The organism is Ideonella sp. sgz306126, assembly GCF_056032705.1.
Genome location: NZ_JBVYWP010000004.1, coordinates 261,764 through 283,779 on the forward strand (window position 1 = coordinate 261,764; position 22,016 = coordinate 283,779).

At 68.6% G+C, this 22,016-nt stretch carries 27 protein-coding genes; 14 read left to right on the plus strand and 13 right to left on the minus strand.

The window, feature by feature from the left end; all coding sequences use genetic code 11:
• Window positions 1–24: 24 nt before the first annotated feature.
• Entirely contained in the window at window positions 25–816 is a 792-nt protein-coding gene (locus AC0N04_RS13585; RefSeq protein WP_474282513.1) for a heparan-alpha-glucosaminide N-acetyltransferase, read from the plus strand.
• A gap of 10 nt (window positions 817–826) precedes the next feature.
• On the opposite strand, the gene AC0N04_RS13590 is transcribed toward AC0N04_RS13585, so the two are convergent.
• Complete coding sequence (locus AC0N04_RS13590; protein WP_474282515.1) at window positions 827–1,252, minus strand: hypothetical protein; 426 nt, start codon at window positions 1,250–1,252, stop codon at window positions 827–829.
• Window positions 1,253–1,341: 89 nt separating this feature from the next.
• Window positions 1,342–1,983: a hypothetical protein gene (locus AC0N04_RS13595; RefSeq protein WP_474282517.1), complete on the minus strand. Its 642-nt coding sequence runs from the start codon at window positions 1,981–1,983 to the stop codon at window positions 1,342–1,344.
• 138 nt (window positions 1,984–2,121) lie between these two features.
• On the opposite strand from AC0N04_RS13595, the gene rlmB reads away from it, so the two are divergent.
• From rlmB to AC0N04_RS13610, 3 genes are read left to right on the plus strand one after another with little or no spacing between them, the layout of a single operon-like run.
• Window positions 2,122–2,892 carry a 23S rRNA (guanosine(2251)-2'-O)-methyltransferase RlmB gene (gene rlmB, locus AC0N04_RS13600; protein WP_474282519.1) on the plus strand — a complete coding sequence of 257 codons (771 nt, stop codon included), beginning with the start codon at window positions 2,122–2,124 and terminating at the stop codon, window positions 2,890–2,892.
• A gap of 55 nt (window positions 2,893–2,947) precedes the next feature.
• Window positions 2,948–3,589, plus strand: a complete 642-nt coding sequence (gene upp / locus AC0N04_RS13605) for a uracil phosphoribosyltransferase (protein ID WP_474282521.1) — start codon at window positions 2,948–2,950, stop codon at window positions 3,587–3,589.
• Window positions 3,586–3,930 (plus strand): hypothetical protein, encoded by a 345-nt coding sequence (locus AC0N04_RS13610; protein ID WP_474282523.1) that lies wholly within the window; start codon window positions 3,586–3,588, stop codon window positions 3,928–3,930. Before upp ends, AC0N04_RS13610 begins: the two co-directional genes overlap by 4 nt.
• A gap of 35 nt (window positions 3,931–3,965) precedes the next feature.
• Here AC0N04_RS13610 and AC0N04_RS13615 read toward each other — a convergent pair whose 3' ends face one another.
• The 9 genes from AC0N04_RS13615 to AC0N04_RS13655 form a co-directional block, all read right to left on the minus strand.
• A complete protein-coding gene (locus tag AC0N04_RS13615; RefSeq protein ID WP_474282525.1) occupies window positions 3,966–4,481 on the minus strand; it encodes a chromate transporter in 516 nt (171 codons plus the stop codon).
• Window positions 4,475–5,092 carry a chromate transporter gene (locus AC0N04_RS13620; protein WP_474282527.1) on the minus strand — a complete coding sequence of 206 codons (618 nt, stop codon included), beginning with the start codon at window positions 5,090–5,092 and terminating at the stop codon, window positions 4,475–4,477. Before AC0N04_RS13620 ends, AC0N04_RS13615 begins: the two co-directional genes overlap by 7 nt.
• Before the next feature lie 89 nt (window positions 5,093–5,181).
• Window positions 5,182–6,189 carry a D-2-hydroxyacid dehydrogenase family protein gene (locus AC0N04_RS13625; protein ID WP_474282529.1) on the minus strand — a complete coding sequence of 336 codons (1,008 nt, stop codon included), beginning with the start codon at window positions 6,187–6,189 and terminating at the stop codon, window positions 5,182–5,184.
• 67 nt (window positions 6,190–6,256) lie between these two features.
• Window positions 6,257–6,676, minus strand: coding sequence for a hypothetical protein (locus AC0N04_RS13630; RefSeq protein ID WP_474282531.1), 420 nt, complete (start codon window positions 6,674–6,676; stop codon window positions 6,257–6,259).
• A complete protein-coding gene (locus tag AC0N04_RS13635; protein ID WP_474282533.1) occupies window positions 6,654–7,106 on the minus strand; it encodes a hypothetical protein in 453 nt (150 codons plus the stop codon). The genes AC0N04_RS13630 and AC0N04_RS13635 overlap by 23 nt, the downstream gene beginning before the upstream one ends.
• Window positions 7,107–7,229: 123 nt before the next feature.
• Window positions 7,230–7,868, minus strand: coding sequence for an endonuclease III (gene nth / locus AC0N04_RS13640; RefSeq protein ID WP_474282535.1), 639 nt, complete (start codon window positions 7,866–7,868; stop codon window positions 7,230–7,232).
• Window positions 7,865–8,575, minus strand: a complete 711-nt coding sequence (rsxB, locus tag AC0N04_RS13645; protein WP_474282537.1) for an electron transport complex subunit RsxB — start codon at window positions 8,573–8,575, stop codon at window positions 7,865–7,867. Before rsxB ends, nth begins: the two co-directional genes overlap by 4 nt.
• Window positions 8,576–8,628: 53 nt before the next feature.
• Window positions 8,629–9,957 (minus strand): polyhydroxyalkanoate depolymerase, encoded by a 1,329-nt coding sequence (locus tag AC0N04_RS13650; RefSeq protein ID WP_474282539.1) that lies wholly within the window; start codon window positions 9,955–9,957, stop codon window positions 8,629–8,631.
• A gap of 295 nt (window positions 9,958–10,252) precedes the next feature.
• Entirely contained in the window at window positions 10,253–11,449 is a 1,197-nt protein-coding gene (locus AC0N04_RS13655; RefSeq protein ID WP_474282541.1) for an amino acid aminotransferase, read from the minus strand.
• A 140-nt stretch (window positions 11,450–11,589) separates the two neighbouring features.
• Between AC0N04_RS13655 and uvrB the strand changes: the two genes are divergently transcribed.
• The 9 genes from uvrB to fdx all read left to right on the plus strand — a co-directional run bounded on the left by uvrB (window position 11,590) and on the right by fdx (window position 19,976).
• Window positions 11,590–13,731 carry an excinuclease ABC subunit UvrB gene (gene uvrB, locus AC0N04_RS13660; RefSeq protein ID WP_474282543.1) on the plus strand — a complete coding sequence of 714 codons (2,142 nt, stop codon included), beginning with the start codon at window positions 11,590–11,592 and terminating at the stop codon, window positions 13,729–13,731.
• 236 nt (window positions 13,732–13,967) lie between these two features.
• A complete protein-coding gene (gene iscR / locus AC0N04_RS13665) occupies window positions 13,968–14,501 on the plus strand; it encodes a Fe-S cluster assembly transcriptional regulator IscR (RefSeq protein ID WP_474282545.1) in 534 nt (177 codons plus the stop codon).
• A gap of 48 nt (window positions 14,502–14,549) precedes the next feature.
• Entirely contained in the window at window positions 14,550–15,770 is a 1,221-nt protein-coding gene (locus AC0N04_RS13670; RefSeq protein WP_474282547.1) for an IscS subfamily cysteine desulfurase, read from the plus strand.
• Between the two features lie 86 nt (window positions 15,771–15,856).
• Complete coding sequence (gene iscU, locus AC0N04_RS13675; protein WP_474282549.1) at window positions 15,857–16,252, plus strand: Fe-S cluster assembly scaffold IscU; 396 nt, start codon at window positions 15,857–15,859, stop codon at window positions 16,250–16,252.
• A gap of 4 nt (window positions 16,253–16,256) precedes the next feature.
• On the plus strand, window positions 16,257–16,580 hold the full coding sequence (iscA, locus tag AC0N04_RS13680; RefSeq protein WP_474282551.1) for an iron-sulfur cluster assembly protein IscA: 324 nt from the start codon (window positions 16,257–16,259) through the stop codon (window positions 16,578–16,580).
• A gap of 42 nt (window positions 16,581–16,622) precedes the next feature.
• Window positions 16,623–17,162: a GNAT family N-acetyltransferase gene (locus tag AC0N04_RS13685; protein WP_474282553.1), complete on the plus strand. Its 540-nt coding sequence runs from the start codon at window positions 16,623–16,625 to the stop codon at window positions 17,160–17,162.
• Complete coding sequence (hscB, locus tag AC0N04_RS13690) at window positions 17,159–17,677, plus strand: Fe-S protein assembly co-chaperone HscB (protein WP_474282555.1); 519 nt, start codon at window positions 17,159–17,161, stop codon at window positions 17,675–17,677. Before AC0N04_RS13685 ends, hscB begins: the two co-directional genes overlap by 4 nt.
• Window positions 17,678–17,720: 43 nt before the next feature.
• Window positions 17,721–19,577, plus strand: coding sequence for a Fe-S protein assembly chaperone HscA (gene hscA / locus AC0N04_RS13695; RefSeq protein WP_474282557.1), 1,857 nt, complete (start codon window positions 17,721–17,723; stop codon window positions 19,575–19,577).
• A gap of 60 nt (window positions 19,578–19,637) precedes the next feature.
• On the plus strand, window positions 19,638–19,976 hold the full coding sequence (gene fdx, locus AC0N04_RS13700) for an ISC system 2Fe-2S type ferredoxin (RefSeq protein ID WP_474282559.1): 339 nt from the start codon (window positions 19,638–19,640) through the stop codon (window positions 19,974–19,976).
• A 71-nt stretch (window positions 19,977–20,047) separates the two neighbouring features.
• On the opposite strand, the gene AC0N04_RS13705 is transcribed toward fdx, so the two are convergent.
• Complete coding sequence (locus tag AC0N04_RS13705) at window positions 20,048–20,326, minus strand: hypothetical protein (RefSeq protein WP_474282561.1); 279 nt, start codon at window positions 20,324–20,326, stop codon at window positions 20,048–20,050.
• A gap of 204 nt (window positions 20,327–20,530) precedes the next feature.
• Here AC0N04_RS13705 and tsaD point away from each other — a divergent pair, with 204 nt between their 5' ends.
• Window positions 20,531–21,562, plus strand: a complete 1,032-nt coding sequence (tsaD, locus tag AC0N04_RS13710; RefSeq protein WP_474282563.1) for a tRNA (adenosine(37)-N6)-threonylcarbamoyltransferase complex transferase subunit TsaD — start codon at window positions 20,531–20,533, stop codon at window positions 21,560–21,562.
• On the opposite strand, the gene AC0N04_RS13715 is transcribed toward tsaD, so the two are convergent.
• Window positions 21,563–22,009, minus strand: a complete 447-nt coding sequence (locus AC0N04_RS13715; RefSeq protein WP_474282566.1) for an Hsp20/alpha crystallin family protein — start codon at window positions 22,007–22,009, stop codon at window positions 21,563–21,565. It lies immediately after the preceding gene.
• Between the last annotated feature and the right edge of the window lie 7 nt (window positions 22,010–22,016).

The window sequence follows — 22,016 nt, forward strand, 5'->3', positions numbered from 1 at the left end:
CGGGCCTGGGTTATCGTGCACGCCGTGTCGACCGTCCCTCCTGCACCGTATCAGCAACCCACGGCGGCGTCGCGCTTCGAGCGACTCGACGCCTTGCGCGGCGCGGCCATCGTCTGGATGGCCTGCTTTCATTTCAGCTTCGACCTGAACCACGCGGGGTTGCTGAAGCCGCCGCAGCAGTTCCTGTCGGATCCGTTCTGGACCCGACAGCGGGTGTGCATCGTCAGCCTGTTCCTGGTCTGCGCTGGCGTGGGCCAGGCGGTCGCGCTGGCCGGTGGGCAGGGCTGGCCGCGCTTCTGGCAGCGCTGGATGCGCGTGGCGCTGTGCGCGGTGCTGGTGTCGGCGGGCTCGGCGCTGATGTTTCCGCAGAGCTGGATCAGCTTCGGCGTGCTGCACGGCATCGCGCTGATGCTGCTGCTGGTGCGCTGGGGCGCAGGCCCGCTGCTGCGCCGCTGGCCGAGCGACGGCGCGGTCGTGCAGGGCGTGCTATGGGGGGCGGGCGCGCTGGCCTGGGCCGCGCCGCACCTGTGGGCGTCGGCGGTCTTCAATGGCCGCTGGCTGAACTGGACCGGCCTGGTCACGCGCCTGCCCTACACCGAAGACTATGTGCCCGTCCTGCCCTGGTTGACGCCGGTGCTGTGGGGTGTCGCGGCCGGCCTGTGGCTGCTGTCGCACCGGCGCGCCTGGCTGGCCGGGCCGCTGCCGCGGCGCTTGCGGCCGCTGGCGGTGCTGGGCCGATGGTCGCTGAGCTTCTACATGATCCATCAGCCGGTGCTGATCGGCCTGCTCACGGCCTGGCTGGCCCTGGCGCGCTGAGGCTCTGCCGTCAGCCTGCCTGGCCCAGCAGCCAGCCCCGCGCGCCCAGCGAGTCTTGCAGGCGCCGGCCGCCTTCGCTGTAGTGCAGCTCGGTGCCGGGTCCTGCACCCAGTTCCGGCAGCAGCCGGTGCAGCCAGGCGCGGGCCTGGTGCAGATCCGCCACCTCCAGGTCCAGGCGGCGGTACGCGACATGCCGGAAACCGTCGGCAGCGACCTCGCCCAGCGAACCGCCGGCGCTGATCAGGCTGCCCAGGCCCTGGGCGTCGAGCGCCTCTGCAAGCGCGGCCTCCAGCGCAGCCTCCCGCTCGTCGATCCGGTCCTTCGAGGGCAGCTTCAGGTACAGGAAATCCGGCCCCGATGACCGCACCGCATCCGTCGTTGGCGCGGTGGGAAGGCGGTCGGACGGCGTGGACGGCAGCGGGGGCAGGGGAGGCATGGCAAGTCGGGCTGCGGTGCGCCGCTCAGGCCGCGGCCCCCGCAGTGTCGCAGACCTGCCCGCGCCCTGCACGGACCGGCAGCGGGGCCTCAGTCGGTGGCAGCGTCGGCTGCGGCCGGCGGCTGGACCAGCACGCGGGTGGCGAACAGCTCGATCGCGGTGGCCGCCACCTGCCGCGTATCCCACAACGCATAGGCGCCCACGCCCACCGCGCCGGCGACGGGAATCCAGCGCGACAGGCCCTCGCTGGCGATGCGCCTCGCCAACCGCGTGCCCAGGCGTGCAGCCAGCAATTGAAGGGCGCGCAGCGACGCGGTCTGGACCAGCGATCGATCGCCAGCGCGCACCACCAGATCACGCACCAGCCGACCGCTGGAGTGGCGGAACAGGCAGTACAGCACCTCCTCCCGCGTCAGCGCACGCTGATGGCCGTGCAGCGCGGCGATGTCGGCCACCAGTCGGGCCTGAATGCGCCACACCGCGGTGATCTCGGGCAGCACCGTCAGCCAGCCCAGCGGCCCGACAGGCAGCGCCAGCGCGCCGGCGGTCAAGGCGGCCCGGCCGCCGGCCCAGCGCAGCAGGCGCCGGCTGTCGGCCTCGGGCTGCCGGCTGGGTTGCCGGCCGGAGCGCGGCAGGTCGCCGAGCGCGTCCAGCACCGCACGGCCGACCGCGCTGGCTGGATCGAAGGCGGCGGAAGAACCCGCAGGCGGGCGTCGTCGACGAGAGGCCATGGCTCGCAGATGGGGCCGACCGGGCAGGGTGCAAGAGTCGCTTCGGCCGGTCCGCGCCAGCTGGTAGGCTCCAGCCCTGGCCGACGCGATCGCAGCGGCCCTCTTTACCGCGTTGCCGGCGGTGGCCGGCCCCCTGCCATGACCCATCGAGTCCTGTTCGGCTTTCACGCCGTCACCGTGCGCCTGAAGACGGCGCCGTCCTCTGTCATCGAGATCCACATCGACCGTTCGCGCCGCGACGCCCGGATGCGGGGCTTCGCCGAGCGTGCGCGCGAACAGGGCGTGAAACTGGTGGACAGCGACGACGCGCGGTTGACCCGGCTGGCCGGCAGCCCTCGCCACCAGGGGGTCGTGGCACGCGTCGAGCCGCTGGCGCTGACCCACTCGCTCGACGAGGTGCTGGAAGGCGTGGAAGCCGCCCGCCTGGCTGCGCCGCTGGTGCTGGTGCTCGACGGCGTCACCGACCCGCACAACCTCGGTGCCTGCCTGCGGGTGGCCGACGGCGCCGGCGCCCAGGCGGTGGTGGCGCCCAAGGACCATGCGGTCGGGCTGAACGCGACGGTGGCCAAGGTGGCCTCGGGCGCGGCCGAGACCGTGCCCTACCTGATGGTGACCAATCTGGCGCGCAGCCTGGGCGAGATGAAGGAGCGCGGCATCCGCATCATCGGCACCAGCGACGACGCCCCGCACACCCTCTACGAGGCCGATCTGAGCGGTCCGGTGGCGCTGGTGCTGGGGGCCGAAGGCACCGGCATGCGCCAGTTGACCCGCAAGACCTGCGACGAGCTGGTCAGCATCCCGATGGCCGGCGCGGTGGAAAGCCTCAACGTGTCGGTGGCGGCAGCCGTGTGCCTGTACGAGGCGCACCGCCAGCGCGCTGCCGCGGCCGCAACCGCAGCCGGATCCTGAGCCGGCTGGCTACACTGCCGACACCGTTTTCGCCCCCCCCCCCCCCCTCAACACCATGCCTGTCATCGCCGTTCAGCACCCACTGGTGCGCCACAAGGTCGGTCTGCTGCGCGAAGCGGCCATCTCGACCAAGAAGTTTCGCGAACTGACCGGCGAGCTGGCCCGCTTGCTGGCCTACGAGGCGACAGCCGACTTTCCTCTGGGCAGCACGCGGATCGAGTGCTGGAGCGGCCCGCTGGACATCGAACAGATCGCGGGCCGCAAGGTCACCGTGGTGCCGATCCTGCGTGCCGGCCTGGGCATGCTCGACGGCGTGCTGGACATGATCCCGAACGCCAAGGTCAGCGTGGTGGGCCTGGCCCGCAACCACGAGACCCTGCAGCCCGAGCAGTACTTCGACAAGTTCGTCGGCCACCTCGACGAGCGCACCGCGCTGATCATCGATCCGATGCTCGCCACCGCCGGATCGATGATCGCCACCGTCGACCTGCTCAAGCGCCGCGGCTGCAAGGACATCCGGGCCCTGGTCCTGGTGGCGGCGCCCGAAGGCATCCGCGCGTTGACGGCTGCCCATCCCGAGGTGCGCTGCTGGACGGCGTCGATCGACAGCCATCTCAACGAGCAGGGCTACATCATCCCGGGCCTGGGCGATGCCGGTGACAAGATCTTTGGCACCAAGGACGACCACACGCTATGAAGCTCTTCACCTTTGCCGCACTGGGCACCGCCGCCGCGCTGGCGCTGCTGGCCGGCTGCACCCAGGAAAAGCAGAACCAGATCCATCGCGAAATCCAGAACTGGACCGGCACCAACGGTGTGCTCGAGGTCTACGACGGGGGCAAGCTGATCAAGCGCTTTCTCAAGGTCGACAAGCTGTCCACCGCGCTGGGCACCGACGACCGCTCGCCGCGCACCTACCGCTTCGGCTACGGCGTGCTCGACGAGAACCTCAACGGCACGGTCGACGACGGCGAAAAGCGGGTGTATTTCGAGGTCGGAGACAACACCCACTACCTGTTCTTCGAGAACCCGCACTGAACGCCATCGGCGCGTGCTGCGGGTCGCCGGCCGATTCAGGCGTAGCCCAGCGCGCCTGCGACGGCGCCGGCGGCGATCATCCACAGCGGATGGAGCCGGGTCCGCCAGGTCAGAAGCACGCTGGAGGCCACCAGCGCCAGCGCGACCGGCTGCCGGGCCACCGGTTCGGCCAGCAGCCAGCCGCTGGAGACGATCAGCCCGAGCGTGATCGGGGCCATGCCCGAGACGAAGGCCTTCACGCCGCGGGTGTTGCGGTGTTGGGCGCCCCAGCGCGTGACGAGCAGGGTCAGCGCGGTGCTGGGCAGCAGCATGCCGGCCATCGCGGCCAGCGCACCGGCCAGGCCGGCCACGTTGAAGCCGACCACCGCGACAAACAGCAGATTGGGCCCGGGCGCGGCCTGCGCCAACGCGACCGAACCGGTGAAGTCGGTCGCGCTGAGCCAGCCGCGCTCGACGACGACGAAGCGCTGCAGGTCGGGTACGGTCGCGATGGCGCCGCCGATCGCCAGCAGCGACAGCATCAGGCAATGCAGGAACAGGCCGATCAGCATCGGTCGGCACGCACGGCGTCGGGTTCGCGCCCCAGTTGCCACCAGGCCAGGACACACGAGACGGCACCCAGGCCCAGGATCACGCCGACCAACGGCCAGCGCAGCCACGCCACGCACAGCGCGGCGCCCAGCGCGATCGGGGCCCACAGGCGGCGTCCCAGCGGATTGCGGCGCAGCGTGGGCAGCAGCTTGAAGCCCATCGCCAGGATCAGGCCGGCCGACACGGCCCCCATGCCGCGCACCGCGCCGGCCACCTGGGGCACGTCGGCCACGCCGCGATAGGCGGCGGCCAGCGCCAGCACCACGCTCATCGGCACCGCCACCATGCCCAGCACCGCGACCACCGCGCCCCGCAGGCCGAAGTGCCGGTCGCCGACCATCAGCGCCAGGTTCACCACGTTCGGTCCGGGCAGCACCTGGCCGATCGACAGCAGTTCGGCAAACTCGGGCTGGGTCAGCCAGCGCAGGCGGTCCACCAGTTCGCGCTGAGCGATCGGGAGCACGCCGCCGAAGCCCATCATCGACAGGCGGGCGAAGGCGAGGAACAGGGCACGCAGCGAATCGGGCCGCTGGCAGGCGGCCGCGGCAGGAGGCGGGGCGGTGGCGGGCATGGGCAGGAGGTGGGTGGGCCGGCCGGTCGATGCTCGAGCTGGCCGCGGCGGCACGGGCGCCGGGAGCCGCTGGTGGCGTCGGGCGCTGCTCAGCGCAGCACTTTCAGCGCGTCCGGATTGACGATGTGGGTGGGCGTGCCGTTGACGAAGTTGACGACATTGTCGAACGCCGCGCCGAAGTACAGCTCGTAGCTGTCCTGCTCGACATAGCCGATGTGCGGCGTGCAGATCGCGTTCTCCAGTCGCAGCAGCGGATGCCCCTGCAGGATCGGCTCGGTCTCGAAGACGTCGACCGCGGCCATGCCGGGACGGCCGCGGTTGAGCGCGGCGACCAGGGCCGAATCCTCCACCAGCTCGGCGCGCGAGGTGTTGACGAACAGCGATGTCGGCTTCATGCGGGCGAGGTCGCTCGCCGTCACCAGGTGCAGCGTCCGGTCGCCCAGGCGCAAGTGCACGCTCAGCACGTCGCTCAGCTCGAACAGCTCCTCGCGGCTTTCGAACACCTGGTAGCCATCCTGCCGGGCGCGCTGGCGGCTGTCGTCGCCGGACCAGATCCGCACGTCCATGCCGAAGGCCTTGCCGTAGCCGGCCACCAGCGCGCCGATCTTGCCGTAGCCCCAGATCCCGAGCAGCTTGCCACGCAGCTGCATGCCGATGCCGAAATTGGGCGGCATGGATTGGGACTTCAGCCCCGACTGCTGCCAGGCGCCGTGCTTGAGGTTGCCCACGTACTGCGGCAGCCGGCGCATCGCGGCCATGATCAGTGCCCAGGTCAGCTCGGCGGGGGCGTGGGGGGCACCGACGCCCTCGGCCACGGCGATGCCCAGCCGGGTGCAGGTCTCGACGTCGATGTGGGGCCCGACCCGGCCGGTCTGCGCGATCAGCCGCAATCGCGGCAGCTTTTCGAGCAACTGGCGCGTGAACTGGGTGCGCTCGCGGATCGCCACCAGCACCTCGGCATCGCGCAGGCGCACCGACAGCTGGCCCAGGCCCTTGACGGTGTTGGTGAAGACCTTGGCGTTCAGATCGGTGAGCTTGGCGGCGCAGCGCAGCTTGCGCACCGCGTCCTGATAGTCGTCGAGGATGATGATGTTCACCCCTCGATTTTGCACTGCCGGCGCGGGGCCGGCCGGCCGCCGGCACGGCGGTTGTGACCGGGTGTGCCTAGCGCCAGAGGCCCGGCTCGTGCCCGCCGGGGGCGGCACCGCGCTCCCAGGGTTCGATCACGGCGGGCTGGGTGGGCATGCCGCCGCTCAGGCCGAACGCATCGGGGAAGATGCCGTCGAGTCCGCGGTACAGCTCGGCGCGCAGCCGGCGCGTCACGCCGTCGTTGCGCTGCAGCGCGCTGAGCACCGGGCCGCGCAGCAGCCACAGGTCGAGCGGGTCGCAGGCCAGGCGCACCTTGTCGCGCAGCCACTGGCCCTTGCGGTCGCTGAGGCCTTCCACCGCACGCATGAACAGCAGCTTCATGTCGACGAACGCGCGGCGGGCCGCGATGCGGGCCTGGCGGTCTGCGGGCAGGCCCGCATCGGTGCGGTCGTCGCCCTGCGTGGCCGCGAACTCAGGACGCTTGGCGTGATCCATGGCGTGCGCTGCTCGGGGCGGTGCCGGCGCCATGGGCGCCGAGCGGGAAGTGGCGGTTGACCGTGGCCAGGCGCAGGTCGGCCTGGCTCTGGCCGACGTGGCGTGCGATCAGGCTGTAGAGCTCGGCGCGCAGGTGCCACAGCTCGCGCAACGAGCGGGCGTGCCCGGCGCGCTGGCGCAGGTCGGTGGCGCCTGCGACGTCCAGGTCCTGCATCGTGCTGACGAAATCGGCGCAGGCCTGGTCAAGCGCGCTGGTGGACGCGGGTTCGGCGCGTCCGGTGCGCAGCCAGCGCCACAGGCCGTGCCAGACCGGCTCGGCCTGTCCCCACGGCGCCGGCGGCCGGACTTCCACGCGGGGGCAGGCCAGGGTGCTGGTGGGCGCCGACGGCCCCCGCCGCCACCAACGGCGGATCAGGCGGGATGAGCTCATGCGAGCTTCATCGGACGAACGGGCGCTGAACATGAGCGCGATTGTTGGCCGCGCCGTCGCCGGCAAACCCCCGAAAAGCGCGACTGCGCCCCGGCAGTTTGCCGCCGGGCGTTCACAGGATCGTCACGCCGGCGGTGTCTTGGGCTGGAAGTCGCACAGCGACGCGACCCGGCAGACCGCGCAGCGCGGCTTGCGGGCCTGGCACACATAGCGGCCGTGCAGGATCAGCCAGTGGTGCGCATCGACGCGGTAGGCGGCCGGCACGCGACGCAGCAAGGCTTGCTCCACCTCCAGCGGCGTGCGGCCCGGCGCCAGGCCGGTGCGGTTGCCGACGCGGAAGAGGTGGGTGTCGACAGCCATCGTCGCCTCGCCGAACGCCACGTTGAGCACCACGTTGGCGGTCTTGCGCCCGACCCCGGGCAGCGCTTCGAGCGCCTCGCGCCGGGCGGGGACCCGGCCGCCATGCTGCTCGACCAGGCGGCGGCAGGTTTCGACCAGGTTGCGCGCCTTGGTGCGGTACAGGCCGATGGTGCGGATGTAGGCTTCCACGCCGTCCACCCCCAGCGCCAGCATCTTGCCCGGCGTGGGTGCCGCGGCGAACAGCGACCGGGTCGCCTTGTTGACGCTGACGTCGGTGGCCTGAGCCGACAGCAGCACCGCCGCCAGCAACTCGAAGACACTGGTGAACTGCAGTTCGGTCTCGGGGTGCGGGTTGGCGGCCTTGAGCGTGGCGAAAAAGGCCTCGACCTGCGCATCGGTCATGGGGCGTCCTCGTCGGGCGGCTCGCGCTGGGCGCGGGCACGCGCCATCGCGGCCTCGATCACCGCGCGCTTGCGTTCGATCACGGCCGGGTCGGTGTGCAGGGTCTGGTTTTCCAGGTCGGCCAGCTTGTGGGCCGCCTTGGCGGCGAGGCGCTCGTCGTTCTCGCGCCGGTCGCGCAGCACGCGCATCTGGCGCAAGGTATAGCGTTCACGCGCCTGGTCGGCCTGTGCCGGGCTCCACGCCGCCCAACCGGTCAGCGCGCCGGTGACCGGCTCCATGCGGATGCAATCGACCGGGCAGGCCGGCACGCACAGCTCGCAGCCGGTGCAGTCCGCCTCGACGATGGTGTGCATGCGCTTGGAGGCACCCAGGATGCAATCGACCGGGCAGGCCTTGATGCACAGCGTGCAGCCGATGCACCAGTCCTCGTCGATCACCGCGACTGCGCGCGGGCCCTCGTGGCCGTTGACCGGGTTCAGCGGGATCACCGGGCGACCAGTCAGCGCCGACAGGCGGGCAATGCCTTGCGCACCGCCAGGCGGGCATTGGTTGATCGCCGCCTCGCCGGCAGCGATCGCCGTGGCGTAGGCGTGGCAATCCGGGTAGCCGCAGCGGGTGCATTGGGTCTGCGGCAGTGCAGCGTCCAGGCGCTGGGCCAGCGCGGCCGTCGCGGCGTCGGTCGGGGCGATGGGGGGATCGGCATTCACCGGGCCGATTATCCCGTGGCGCGCGCGGACAGCGCGCCATCCCCATCCGCGCGTCAGGCTCGTGGGGTCTTGCGCACGCCGCGCTTGCCGGCCGCCGCGGAGGGCCGGGCGCTGGCGGCGGGGACGTTCAGGATTTCACCGGGCTGGTTGAAACGCTTGATGAAGGCCCGGATCTCGGGATAGACCTTCTCGCGCCAGCGGCGTCCCGAGAAGATGCCGTAATGGCCGGCGCCCGCGACGTCATAGTGGAACTGGCGTCCCTTGACGATGCCGGTGCACAGGTCGTGCGCTGCACGCGTCTGGCCCGAGCCGGAAATGTCGTCGAGTTCGCCCTCGACCGTCAGCAGGGCCGTGGTGGTGATGTCCTGCGGCCGCACCGTGGTGCCGTCCACCACCCAGGTCCCGTTGACCAGCGCGAAATCCTGGAACACGGTCCTGATGGTTTCGAGGTAGTACTCGGCCGGCATGTCCAGCACGGCGTTGTACTCATCGTAGAACTGGCGGTGCGACTCGGCGCTGTCGTCGTCGCCGCGGATCAGGTCGCGGAAATAGTCGTAGTGCGAGCTGAGGTGGCGGTCCGGGTTCATCGCGACGAAGCCGGTGTGCTGCAGGAAGCCCGGGTAGACGGGCCGCCCGGCGCCGGGGAAGTTCTGCGGCACGCGGTAGATGACGTTGTTCTCGAACCAGGAGAAGCTCTTGTTCATCGCCAGGTTGTTGACCGCGGTCGGCGATTTGCGGGCATCGATCGGGCCGCCCATCATCGTCATCGTGCGCGGGGTGAACTCCCCGTGCGTGGCCAGCAGCGAAATGGCGGCCAGCACCGGCACCGTCGGCTGACAGACCGAGATCACGTTGACTTCGGGGCCGATGTGGCGGATGAACTCCTGCACATAGGCGACGTAATCGTTGAGGTGGAACGGCCCGACCTCGACGGGGACCATCCGGGCATCGGTCCAGTCGGTGATGTAGACCTTGTGATCCTGAAGCAGGCACTTGACGGTGTCGCGCAGCAGCGTCGAATGGTGGCCTGACAGCGGCGCCACCACCAGCACGACCGGATGCTGCTTCATGTCGGCCAACGCGGTCGGATCGTCGGTGAAGCGCTTGAACCGGATCAGCCGGCAGAACGGCTTGTCGATCGCCACCTGTTCCTGGACCGCCACATCGACGCCATCGACCCGAACGGTACGGATGCCGAACTCGGGCTTCTCGTATTCCTTGGCCAGGCGGTGCATCAGGTCCAGGCCGGCCGAGACCCGCTGCGCCATCGGTGTGTGCGTGAACGGCGACAGAGGGTGGCTGTACAGCTTGGCCGACGCGCTGGCGAATTCGGAAAACGGCGCCATCAGCGCACGCTGGGTTTCGTAAAGCTGATACAGCATGTGAAGGTCTCCGGAAGCGGCTTGATGGATGTCAAGCAGTGCCGAATGATGCTACGGCATTGCTGATCGGACGCTGACATCCACCCACGAATTGTGCACCGCAGCATGATTATCAATCATACGTATTGGCCCGCACAGGGGGGACCCTGATTGGGCGACGGCCGCACACCGGGCAATCGCGCGAAATGCCCGGTGCTTGTGGCCTGTTTGCCGACGTCGGCCGCCGAAAGGTCGAGGCAGGCGCGGCCATCGGGCGGGCGGCGCGCCTCCCGGCGGTCGCCCGTGCCGGGTGGTGTCAGATCACCTTGGCGATGCAGTCGGCGACGTAACCGATGTTCTTGTCGTTCAGCGCGGCCACACAGATGCGGCCCGAATCGACGCCGTAGACGCCGAACTCGCTGCGCAGCCGCTCCATCTGCGGCTTGGTCAGCCCGGAATAGCTGAACATGCCGCGCTGGGTGTTGATGAAGCCCATGTCGCGGGTCACACCGGCCGCCTTCAAGCGTTCCACCAGCGCGCCACGCATCGCCTTGATGCGGTTGCGCATGCCGGCCAGTTCCTGTTCCCACTGGGCCCGCAGCGCCGGGGTGGTCAGCACCGTGGCGACGACCTGGGCGCCATGGGTCGGCGGGTTGGAGTAGTTGGTCCGGATGACGATCTTCAGTTGGCTCAGCACCCGGGCGGCTTCCTCCTTGCTCTCGCAGACCACGCTCAGCGCGCCCACGCGCTCGCCATAGAGAGAAAAGCTCTTGGAGAACGAGGTCGAGACGAAGAAATCGATGCCGGCCGCGACGAACTGGCCGATCACCGCGCCGTCTTCGGCGATGCCGTCGCCGAAGCCCTGGTAGGCCATGTCCAGGAACGCGACCAGCTTGCGTGCCTTGACCACGGCGATCACCTGGTCCCATTGCGCGGCGCTGATGTCGTAGCCGGTCGGGTTGTGGCAGCACGCGTGCAACACCACCACGGTGCCGGCGGCGGCCTCGTCCAGGCAGGCCAGCATGGCATCGAAATTCACGCCCAGCTTGTCCGCGTCGTAGTAGGGATAGGTCTCGACGGTGAAGCCGGCGTTCGTGAACAGCGCGCGGTGGTTCTCCCAGCTCGGATCGCTGATCAGCACCTTGGCGCCGGGGTTGACCTTCTTCAGGAAGTCCGCGCCGACCTTCAGGCCGCCCGTGCCGCCCAGCGCTTGCACCGTGGCCACGCGGCCCGCTGCCACGAGTGGGCTGCCGTCGCCGAAGACCAGGCCTTGCACGGCCTTGTCGTAGGCAGCGATGCCGTCGATGGGCAGGTAGCCGCGGGCCCGCGAGGCCTCGATCAGTTGCTGTTCGGCCGCCTTCACGCAGGCCAGCAGCGGCAGCTTGCCGTTCTCGTCGGTGTACACGCCCACGCCCAGGTTGACCTTGGCGGGGTTGGTGTCGGCGTTGAATTGTTCGTTGAGCCCGAGGATCGGGTCGCGCGGTGCCATTTCGACGGCGGCGAAAATCGACATGGGGGAGGTGTCCTGTGTGTCGGTGGGGGCGTGAGGCCAGCCGGCGCATCCCGGTCGGATGCGCTACGCTGTCAGGTTCGCCCGGTTGCAGCGACGCTGCCGGGCCCCGCGATTTTAAGCGTTGAACAGGGAATCACCCGATGTCAGATCTTCCGGCCGTCGAAACAACCCTCCCGCCGGACGCCGAGGCCGCCGGCCGGTTCGTCAGTTTTCCGGATTCGCCTTTCCAGCTGTTCCAGCCCTATCCGCCGGCGGGCGACCAACCCGCCGCGATCGATCAACTGGTCGAGGGCGTGGAGGACGGCCTGGCCTTCCAGACCCTGCTGGGTGTGACCGGCTCGGGCAAGACCTTCACGATGGCCAACGTGATCGCCCGGCTGGGGCGCCCGGCGATCGTGTTCGCGCCCAACAAGACGCTGGCGGCCCAGCTCTACAGCGAGTTCCGCGAATTCTTTCCGAAGAACGCGGTCGAGTACTTCGTCAGCTATTACGACTACTACCAGCCCGAGGCCTACGTGCCGCAGCGCGACCTGTTCATCGAGAAGGACAGCGCGATCAACGAGCACATCGAGCAGATGCGGCTGTCGGCCACCAAAAGCGTGCTGGAGCGGCGCGACACCATCGTCGTGGCCTCGGTCAGCGCGATCTACGGCATCGGCAAGCCCGAGGACTACACGCAGATGCGCTTCATCCTGCGGGGCGGCGACAGGATCGGCCAGCGCGACGTGATCGCCCAACTGGTGCGCATGCAGTACAGCCGCAACGACATGGATTTTTCGCGCGGCTCGTTCCGGGTGCGCGGCGACACCATCGACGTGTTTCCGGCCGAACATTCCGAACTGGCGGTGCGCATCGAGCTGTTCGACGACGAGATCGAGAGCTTGTCGCTGCTGGACCCGCTGACCGGGCAGGTGCGTCAGAAGGTGCCGCGCTTCACGATCTATCCGGCCAGCCACTACGTCACCCCGCGGGAACAGGTGCTGGCGGCGATCGAGACGATCAAGGTCGAGTTGCGCGAGCGGGTGGCCCAGTTCGTCAAGGAGGGCAAGCTGGTCGAGGCCCAGCGCATCGAGCAGCGCACCCGCTTCGACCTGGAGATGCTGCAGGAGGTGGGCCACTGCAAGGGCATCGAGAACTACACCCGTCACCTCAGCGGCGCCAAGCCCGGCGACCCGCCGCCGACCATGGTCGACTACATGCCCAAGGACGCGGTGATGTTCCTGGACGAAAGCCACGTGCTGATCGGCCAGTTCGGCGGCATGTACAACGGCGACAAGGCCCGCAAGACCACGCTGGTCGAATACGGTTTCCGGCTGCCCAGCGCGCTGGACAACCGGCCGCTGAAGTTCGATGAGTTCGAGCGCCGGATGCGCCAGTGCGTGTTCGTCTCGGCCACCCCCGCCGACTACGAAAAGACCCATGCCGGCCAGGTGGTCGAGCAACTGGTGCGTCCGACCGGACTGGTCGATCCGGAGGTCGAGGTGCGCCCGGCCACGCACCAGGTCGACGACGTGCTGCAGGAGATCCGCCAGACCGTGCTGGCCGGCGAGCGGGTGCTGATCACCACGCTGACCAAGCGCATGGCCGAGCAGCTCACCGACTACCTGACCGAGAACGGCGTCAAGGTGCGCTATCTGCACTCCGACATCGACACGGTCGAGCGGGTCGAAATCCTGCGCGACCTGCGCCTGGGCACGTTCGACGTGCTGGTGGGCATCAACCTGCTGCGCGAGGGGCTGGACATTCCCGAGGTCTCGCTGGTGGCGATCCTCGATGCCGACAAGGAAGGCTTTCTGCGCTCCGAGCGCAGCCTCGTGCAGACCATCGGCCGGGCGGCCCGCAACGTCAACGGTCGCGCCCTCCTGTACGCCGACAGGATCACCGATTCAATGAAGCGTGCGATCGACGAGACCGCGCGCCGCCGCGCCAAGCAGACGGCGTTCAACCTGGCCCACGGCATCACGCCGCGCGGCATCCTGAAGCAGGTCCGCGACCTGATCGACGGCGTGGTGTCCGACAAGACCGCCAAGGACGATCTGCGGCTGGCGCAGCAGGCGGCCGAGGTCGAGGGGTTGAGCGAGAAGGACCTGGCCAAGCGCATCAAGCAACTGGAAAAACAGATGCTTGAACACGCCCGCAACCTGGAGTTCGAGAAGGCCGCCCGTTTGCGCGATCAATTGGCCTTGTTGCGCGAGCAGGCTTTCGGCGGCGGCGGCGCCCATGATCGCAACGTGCTGCCGCCCGCGCCCGCGCCCGCGCCGGAGCGCAAGGCGGCGCGGTGACGGTGGCGCAAGGCGGGAGGGCTGCGGACGACGACGGTCAAGGCCTCTCGCCAGGGAACCTTTCCGACCCATACTTGACTAAAAGACTCGGTCTCGCCTATAATTGAGCAAATTAGTCGGGATCATTCGCTCGGGGCGGCGTGGGTCCATGGGACCCTGTTCGACCCCAGGCGGGCGGGGATCTCCCACCAGGAGATCTTGCGACAGGTTGCGACCCGATTTGACAGGAGAGTCTCATGCGTTTGACCACCAAAGGCCGCTTCGCGGTCACGGCCATGATCGATTTGGCGCTGCGCTCGAACAACGGGCCGGTGGCGCTGGCCGCCATCAGCCAGCGGCAGCAGATTTCCCTGTCGTACCTGGAGCAGTTGTTCGGCAAGCTGCGCCGGCACGAACTGGTCGAGAGCACCCGGGGTCCCGGGGGCGGCTATTCGCTGGGCCGCAAGGCCGACGAAATCAGCGTCGCCGACATCATCGTGGCGGTCGACGAGCCGATCGACGCCACGGGTTGCGGCGGCAAGGAGAATTGCATGGGCGATGACGCCGGCCGCTGCATGACCCACGAACTGTGGACCAACCTGAACGCGAAGATGATCGAATATCTCGATTCGATCTCGTTGCGCAAGCTGGTCGACGATCAGCTCGCGAAGGGCGTGTCGATCGAGGAGGCGCCGATCAAGCGCGCGATCTCCAGCGTGCCGGTGGTCAAGCCGATCAAGGTCACCGCGCCGAACTCGGTCTTTGCGCTCGGCAACGCCTTTTCCAAGTAATCCGGCCTGGCGCCGCCGCGCGGCGCCACATGACATCAGATCCGCATCATGGACATGACCCCGCACTTTCCGATCTACATGGACTACGGCGCGACCACCCCGGTGGATCCGCGCGTGGTCGACGCCATGATTCCCTGGTTGCGCGAGCACTTCGGCAATCCGGCATCGCGCAGCCATGCCTGGGGCTGGGAGGCCGAAGAGGCGGTCGAGAAGGCGAGGGCGGAGGTCGCCGAGCTGATCGGCGCGGACCCGCGCGAAATCGTCTGGACCTCCGGGGCCACCGAATCGAACAACCTGGCGATCAAGGGCGCGGCGCATTTCTACAAGGACAAGGGGCGTCACCTGATCACCGTGAAGACCGAGCACAAGGCGGTGCTCGACACGATGCGGGAGCTCGAACGCCAGGGCTTCGAGGTCACCTATCTGGATGTTCAGCCCGACGGCCTGCTGGATTTCGAGGCCTTCAAGGCGGCGATCCGGCCCGACACCATCCTGGCCTCGGTGATGTTCGTCAACAACGAGATCGGGGTCATCCAGGACGTCGCCGCGCTGGGCGCGCTGTGTCGCGAGCGCGGCGTGATCTTCCACGTCGATGCGGCGCAGGCCACCGGCAAGGTGGCGATCGACATGCGCGCGCTGCCGGTCGACCTGCTGAGCCTGGCCTCTCACAAGACCTACGGCCCCAAGGGCATCGGTGCGCTTTACGTGCGCCGCAAGCCTCGGGTGCGCCTGGAGGCGCAGATGCACGGCGGCGGTCATGAGCGCGGCCTGCGCTCGGGCACGCTGCCCACCCACCAGTGTGTCGGCATGGGCGAGGCCTTTCGCATCGCCCGTCTGGAGATGGCGTCCGAACAGGTTCGCATCCAGGCGCTACACGACAAGCTGGTGGCCGGGTTGTCGGCGATCGAGCAGACCTTCATCAACGGCGATCTGGTGCGCCGCGTGCCGCACAACCTGAACATCTCGTTCAACTTCGTCGAGGGCGAATCGCTGATCATGGGTGTCAAGGGCCTGGCGGTGTCGTCCGGTTCAGCCTGCACCTCGGCCAGCCTGGAACCCAGCTACGTTCTGCGCGCGCTCGGCCGTAGCGACGAGCTGGCCCATTCCAGCCTGCGCATGACGATCGGCCGCTTCACGACCGAAGAGGAGATCGATTACGCGATCGCGACCTTGACCGATCGGGTGGCCCGGCTGCGCGAGCTCTCGCCGCTGTGGGACATGTACCGGGACGGCATCGACATCTCGGCGATTCAGTGGGCTGCGCACTGACGCGACGCCGCGGTGCCTGCAGGGTCGCCTGGCGCGACGTCATGCAGGCCTTCCCCGCGGCCTGGACAACAGCATAGGAGTTAGCCATGGCATACAGCGACAAGGTCATCGACCACTACGAAAATCCGCGCAACGTGGGTGCCTTCGACAAGGCCGACGAATCGGTCGGCACCGGCATGGTCGGCGCGCCGGCCTGCGGTGACGTGATGAAGCTGCAGATCAAGGTCAACGCCGCCACCGGGTTGATCGAAGACGCCCGCTTCAAGACCTATGGCTGCGGCTCGGCGATCGCGTCGAGTTCGCTGGTGACCGAATGGGTCAAGGGCAAGACGCTGGATCAGGCGCTGACGATCAAGAACACCCAGATCGCCGAGGAACTGGCGCTGCCGCCGGTGAAGATCCATTGCTCGATCCTGGCCGAAGATGCGATCAAGGCGGCAGTGGACGACTACAAGTCCCGTCACGAAACCAAGGCGAATTGAGGCGATGGCTGTCACCCTGACCGAGGCGGCGGCCCGCCATGTGACCCGTTACCTGGCACGGCGCGGCAAGGGTGTCGGCGTGCGTCTGGGGGTGAAGACCACCGGCTGTTCCGGCATGGCCTACAAGCTGGAGTACGCTGACGACGTCGCACCGGAAGACGTGGTCTTCGAGGATCACGGCGTGAAGGTGCTGGTCGACCCCAAGAGCCTGCCGTACCTGGATGGCACCGAACTGGATTTCGTTCGCGAAGGCCTGAACGAAGGCTTCAAGTTCCACAACCCGCGCGAGAAGGACCGCTGCGGTTGTGGCGAGTCGTTCCGGGTCTGAGCGAGCCGTCCGGCGCTTCGCCGACAATCACGGGTTGAACCCATGCCCCAGGGCGCGGTGCTGAGAGGCCGCGCTTTTTTATTGCCCCTGACCATGAACGACGCCATCCAGATCCGTCCAGAGCGGGCCGACCACCCTCAGGTCGGGCCGCTGCTGGCGGCGCTGGACGCCTATCTGGCGGCGCTGTATGCGCCCGAAGACAACCACATTCTGGACGTTCCGGCCTTGCTGCAGCCGGAGGTGGACTTCCTGGTGGCGTCGCGCGCGGGGCGCGTGATCGGGTGCGGCGCGAGCCTGCGACGCGCCGCAGAGGCGGACACGGCCGATCTGCCCTACGGCGAAATCAAGCGCATGTACGTCCGGCCGGAGCAGCGTGGCCAGCGCATTGCCGAGCATCTGCTGAACGCGCTGGAACAACGCCTGAAGACCCAAGGCCTGACGCTCGCGACCTTGGAGACCGGGCGCGATCAGACCGAGGCGATCCGTTTGTACGAGCGCTGCGGCTATCGGCGTCGGGGACCGTTCGGCGGCTATCCGGACAACGGCTTGTCGGTTTTCTTCCAAAAGCGGCTGGCGGCATGAACCTGCACGACGACGACTTCACCTTGCTGGGCCTGCCGCGCCGCTTCGCGCTGGACCGTCCGCAACTGGACCAGCGCTGGCGCGAGTTGCAGGCGCAGGTGCATCCCGACAAATTCGCGGCCGAAGGCGCGGCGGCCCAGCGGGTGGCGATGCAGTGGGCCGTCCGCGTCAACGAAGCCTACCAGCGGTTGAAGGAGCCGTTGACCCGAGCCCGCTACCTGTGCGAGTTGGGCGGTGCCCAGATCGACGCAGAGCGCAACACCGCCATGCCGGCGGCCTTCCTGATGCAGCAGATGACCTGGCGCGAAGCGCTGGACGACGCCCGAGGGGTGGCGGCGGTGGAAGCGCTGGACGACGAGATCGCATCTTATGAAGCCGGCCTGTTTCGCGAGGTCGGTCGGCTGCTGGACGAACGCGGCGATCCGGCCGGCGCAGCCGAGCAGGTGCGCGCGCTGATGTTCGTCCACCGCTTTCGCACCGACATCGAACGGCGCCTGGAGGCGCTGGACACCTGACCCCCACGGGCCGATTCGACTGCCCGCACTATCTTCATTCCCCATGGCACTGCTCCAGATCTCCGAACCCGGCCAGGCGCCGGACCCGCACCAGCGCCGCATCGCGGTGGGCATCGACCTGGGCACGACCAATTCGCTGGTGGCCTCCATGCGGCACGGGGTGCCGGAGTGCCTGCCCGACGGGCAAGGACGCGTGATCCTGCCGTCGATCGTGCGGTACCTGGAAGACGGCGGCCGCCAGATCGGCTGGGAGGCTGCGGCCGCCCAGGCCGACGATCCTGAAAACACCTTGGCGTCGATCAAGCGGCTGATGGGCCGCACCCTGGCCGATGTGGCCGGGCACGAGAAGCTGCCGTATCGCTTCGTCGACCGTCCCGGCATGGTGGCGCTGCAGACGCGCCAGGGCGTGAAGACGCCGGTCGAGGTCTCGGCCGAGATCCTGGCCACGCTGCGTTTTCGCGCCGAAGACACCTTCGATGGCGATCTCTACGGCGCGGTGATCACCGTGCCGGCCTATTTCGACGATGCCCAACGCCAGGCCACCAAGGACGCCGCCCAACTGGCCGGCCTCAACGTGCTGCGGCTGATCAACGAGCCGACGGCCGCCGCGGTCGCCTACGGGCTGGAGAACGGCAGCGAAGGCCTTTACGCGATCTACGACCTGGGCGGCGGCACCTTTGACATCTCGATCCTGCGCCTGGCGCGCGGCGTGTTCGAGGTGGTGGCCACCGGCGGCGATGCGGCGCTGGGTGGCGACGATTTCGACCATGCGCTGGCCGACTGGGCCGCGGCGAAAGGGGGCGTGGCGGCGCTCGGCGCGCAGGACAAGCGCAGCCTGCTGGTGGCGGCACGCGCGGCCAAGGAGGCGCTGACCGATGCGGGCTCGGCCACGCTGCGCGCCGCATTGTCGGGCGGCGAGATCCAGGTCGAGGTCGGTCGCGCCGATTTCGATGCGCTGACCCGGCCGCTGCTCGATCGCACGCTGTCGGCCGTACGCAAGGTCTTGCGCGACGCACGGGTCACGCGCGACGAGGTCCAGGGCGTGGTGATGGTCGGGGGCTCCACCCGCATGCCGTGCGTGCAGGCGGCGATGGCCGAGTTTTTCGGCCGCGCCCCGTTGAACAACGTCAACCCGGACGAGGTGGTGGCGATCGGAGCGGCCATCCAGGCCAATGCGCTGGCCGGTAATGCGCAGGATGGCGAGCTGCTGCTGCTGGACGTCATTCCGCTGTCCTTGGGGCTGGAGACCATGGGCGGGCTGGTCGAGCGGGTCATCGAGCGCAATTCGACCATCCCGGTGGCCAAGGCCCAGGACTTCACGACCTTCAAGGACGGGCAGACCGCGATGGCGGTGCACGTGGTGCAGGGCGAGCGTGAACTGGTCAGCGATTGCCGCTCGCTGGCGCGCTTCGAACTGCGCGGCATACCGCCGATGGTCGCCGGTGCGGCGCGCATCCGAGTGACCTTCCAGGTCGATGCCGACGGTCTGCTGAGCGTCGGCGCGAAGGAACTCAGCTCAGGGGTCGAAGCGGCGGTGCAGGTCAAGCCGACCTATGGACTGGCCGACGAGGACATCGCCCGCATGCTGCAGGAAGGCTTTGCCAGCGCCGAGCCGGACATGCAGGCTCGAGCCCTGCGGGAAGCCCGGGTCGAGGCGGAGCGCATGGCGCTGGCCACCCGGGCGGCGCTGCAGGCCGACGGCGACTTGTTGCGGGAGGACGAGGTGCTGGCCATCGAGGCGCTGCTGCGCGCGCTGGCCGACATCGCGCAGGGCGAGGACGCCGACGCGATCACCCGGGCCGTGGAGACGCTGGCCGAGGGCACCGAGGCCTTTGCGGCGGCGCGCATGAACCGGGGCATCCAGGCCGCACTGACCGGTCGACGGCTGGACCAACTCTGATACGACAGGCCCGCGCGACGCGGGCACCGCCCCTTCCAACCCCTTTCGGATCCTGTCACCATGCCCGTCATCCACATCCTGCCGCACGCCGAGCTGTGCCCTCAGGGCGACCAGATCGAGGCCGATGCCGGTACGTCGATCTGCGAAGCCTTGCTCGAGAACGGCATCGCCATCGAGCACGCGTGCGAAATGAGTTGCGCCTGCACCACCTGCCATGTGGTGGTTCGGCAAGGCTATGCGTCGTTGGGCGAACCCGACGAACTGGAGGAGGATTTGCTCGACAAGGCCTGGGGCCTGACCCCGACCTCGCGCTTGTCGTGCCAGGCCCTGTTGGGCGAGGTGGACGTGACGATCGAAATCCCGAAATACACGATCAACCACGCTCGCGAGAACCATTGACTGCATCGTGCGACCTGAACCCCCAGCGCCCTGGCCAGGTCGGCTGGTCGCGTGCGCCTGTTGGCGTAGCGTCAGGGGGCGCGGCGGATCCAGGCGGGCAGCGGCAGCGCCCAGCGCCAGAAGCCGGCCCGCGAGGCCAGCGGCGCTGGGGCATCGCGGACGTCCAGCAGGTCCTGGCTCGCCAGATGCCGGATCAAGGCACGGATCTCGTGTGTCGTCGAGCCGCTGCTGTGGCGCAACTCGGGCTCGGTCATGTGGCGTTGCGACAAGTCGTTGAGCAGTCGCCGACACGCCGTGCGTCTGAATTCGGTCGGAAGCTCCGGCCACGACTTCAGCCTGTATTCCTTCATGGTCCCAACGCTCCTTCGTGACAGCTATCGACGAGCGACCGTGCGATGCGTCGGATTGTCAGCGGCTTTGGAGCGGTCGGGGCCATGCCGCTGTTGTCGGGTCGCAAGAAACCTGGAAATGAAGCCCATGTGTCATCGTCTCACCACAGTTCGAACCGGCAGTTCGTCGCCGGCCGCAGGATCGCTTCGCGAGGTGACAGGGTCATGAACGTGATCGGCTTCGAATCCTCGTGCGACGAGACCGGCGTCGCGCTGGTGTCCTTTCAGGCGCAGGGCGCGGTCCGGCTGCGCGCCCACGCCTTGCACAGCCAGATTCCGATGCATCAAGCCTTTGGTGGCGTGGTGCCCGAATTGGCTTCGCGCGATCACGTCCAGCGCGTGCTGCCGCTGGCCCGCGAGACCCTGGCGCAGGCCGGCGCCACGCTGGCCGAGGTCGACGTCGTGGCCTACACGCGGGGGCCGGGCCTGGCGGGTGCCTTGCTGGTAGGGGCCGGCGTGGCCTGCGCGCTGGCCGCCGCACTGGGCAAGCCGACGCTCGGGGTACACCATCTCGAAGGGCACCTGCTGTCGCCCTTCCTGTCTGCCGATCCGCCCGAGTTCCCGTTCGTCGCGCTGCTCGTGTCGGGCGGGCACACTCAGTTGATGCGGGTCGACGGGGTGGGGCGCTACCAGTTGCTTGGCGAGACGATTGACGACGCCGCCGGCGAGGCGTTCGACAAATCGGCCAAGTTGCTGGGCCTGGGCTACCCAGGGGGGCCTGCGCTGGCCCGCCTGGCCGAAGGCGGCGATCCGAAGGCCTTCGATTTGCCGCGGCCGTTGCTGCATCAGGCCAATCTCGATTTCTCGTTCGCCGGCCTGAAGACGGCGGTGATGACCCGCCTGAAGGGCCTGGGCGCATTGCCTGGCGAACAGGCGCGGGCCGATCTGGCGGCCAGCACTCAGGCCGCCATCGTCGAAGTGTTGGTGAAGAAATCGCTGAAGGCGCTCAAGGCCAGCGGGCTCAAGCGCCTGGTGGTGGCAGGCGGGGTGGGGGCGAACCGGCAACTGCGCAGGGAGCTGGACGCCGCCGCCGAGCGATGGCGCTTCCGGGTCCATTACCCAGAACTGCACCTGTGCACCGACAACGGCGCGATGATCGCGCTGGCCGCCGCGCTGCGCCTACAGTCCGGCATCGCGACGGCACGGCCGGACTATCGTTTCGATGTCCGGCCGCGCTGGGATCTGGCCCAAGCCTGATCAGTTCACCGTCAGCTGCGAGGCGCTGCTGGCGCGCCGCTTGACCAGGGTCAGCGTCAACACGCCATTGTCGAGCTTGGCCTGCGATTCACCCTGATCGATGTCTTGCGGCAGGGTGAAGGCCCTGGAGAAGCTGCTGACGGCCCGTTCGCGATAGACCACGCGCTCGCCTTCCTTCTTCTCTTCGTTGCGCTGGGTCTGGGCATCGACCTGGACGCGCCGCCCGTCGATGGCGATCTTCACGTCGCCCTTGCCCACGCCAGGCATGTCCATGTGAACGGTATAGGCGCGCTCGGATTCGGTGACGTCCAGCGCCGGACTGCGGGTTCCGCTGGATTCGGCAGGCGCCGAGGCTCCGAACAGACGGTCGAAGAAGCTGTCGTCGAACAGGCGGTCAAAGCCGCGGCCGAGCTCGGCAGGGGTACGGGACACGGGAACGAGAAACATGGCGACC

Coding starts and splice junctions, on each gene's coding strand:
- AC0N04_RS13655 (WP_474282541.1), bottom strand. CDS start 11,449: ATGTCGATTTTCGCCGCCGTCGAAATGGCACCGCGCGACCCGATCCTC.
- AC0N04_RS13615 (WP_474282525.1), bottom strand. CDS start 4,481: ATGCTGATCGGCCTGTTCCTGCATTGCCTGATGCTGTCGCTGCTGGCG.
- AC0N04_RS13590 (WP_474282515.1), bottom strand. CDS start 1,252: ATGCCTCCCCTGCCCCCGCTGCCGTCCACGCCGTCCGACCGCCTTCCC.
- uvrB (WP_474282543.1), top strand. CDS start 11,590: ATGTCAGATCTTCCGGCCGTCGAAACAACCCTCCCGCCGGACGCCGAG.
- AC0N04_RS13610 (WP_474282523.1), top strand. CDS start 3,586: ATGAAGCTCTTCACCTTTGCCGCACTGGGCACCGCCGCCGCGCTGGCG.
- AC0N04_RS13685 (WP_474282553.1), top strand. CDS start 16,623: ATGCCCCAGGGCGCGGTGCTGAGAGGCCGCGCTTTTTTATTGCCCCTG.
- nth (WP_474282535.1), bottom strand. CDS start 7,868: ATGACCGATGCGCAGGTCGAGGCCTTTTTCGCCACGCTCAAGGCCGCC.
- AC0N04_RS13650 (WP_474282539.1), bottom strand. CDS start 9,957: ATGCTGTATCAGCTTTACGAAACCCAGCGTGCGCTGATGGCGCCGTTT.
- hscB (WP_474282555.1), top strand. CDS start 17,159: ATGAACCTGCACGACGACGACTTCACCTTGCTGGGCCTGCCGCGCCGC.
- upp (WP_474282521.1), top strand. CDS start 2,948: ATGCCTGTCATCGCCGTTCAGCACCCACTGGTGCGCCACAAGGTCGGT.
- iscR (WP_474282545.1), top strand. CDS start 13,968: ATGCGTTTGACCACCAAAGGCCGCTTCGCGGTCACGGCCATGATCGAT.
- AC0N04_RS13630 (WP_474282531.1), bottom strand. CDS start 6,676: ATGGATCACGCCAAGCGTCCTGAGTTCGCGGCCACGCAGGGCGACGAC.
- AC0N04_RS13635 (WP_474282533.1), bottom strand. CDS start 7,106: ATGAGCTCATCCCGCCTGATCCGCCGTTGGTGGCGGCGGGGGCCGTCG.
- hscA (WP_474282557.1), top strand. CDS start 17,721: ATGGCACTGCTCCAGATCTCCGAACCCGGCCAGGCGCCGGACCCGCAC.
- iscU (WP_474282549.1), top strand. CDS start 15,857: ATGGCATACAGCGACAAGGTCATCGACCACTACGAAAATCCGCGCAAC.
- AC0N04_RS13705 (WP_474282561.1), bottom strand. CDS start 20,326: ATGAAGGAATACAGGCTGAAGTCGTGGCCGGAGCTTCCGACCGAATTC.
- iscA (WP_474282551.1), top strand. CDS start 16,257: ATGGCTGTCACCCTGACCGAGGCGGCGGCCCGCCATGTGACCCGTTAC.
- AC0N04_RS13620 (WP_474282527.1), bottom strand. CDS start 5,092: ATGCCCGCCACCGCCCCGCCTCCTGCCGCGGCCGCCTGCCAGCGGCCC.
- AC0N04_RS13670 (WP_474282547.1), top strand. CDS start 14,550: ATGGACATGACCCCGCACTTTCCGATCTACATGGACTACGGCGCGACC.
- AC0N04_RS13595 (WP_474282517.1), bottom strand. CDS start 1,983: ATGGCCTCTCGTCGACGACGCCCGCCTGCGGGTTCTTCCGCCGCCTTC.
- rlmB (WP_474282519.1), top strand. CDS start 2,122: ATGACCCATCGAGTCCTGTTCGGCTTTCACGCCGTCACCGTGCGCCTG.
- fdx (WP_474282559.1), top strand. CDS start 19,638: ATGCCCGTCATCCACATCCTGCCGCACGCCGAGCTGTGCCCTCAGGGC.
- AC0N04_RS13715 (WP_474282566.1), bottom strand. CDS start 22,009: ATGTTTCTCGTTCCCGTGTCCCGTACCCCTGCCGAGCTCGGCCGCGGC.
- tsaD (WP_474282563.1), top strand. CDS start 20,531: ATGAACGTGATCGGCTTCGAATCCTCGTGCGACGAGACCGGCGTCGCG.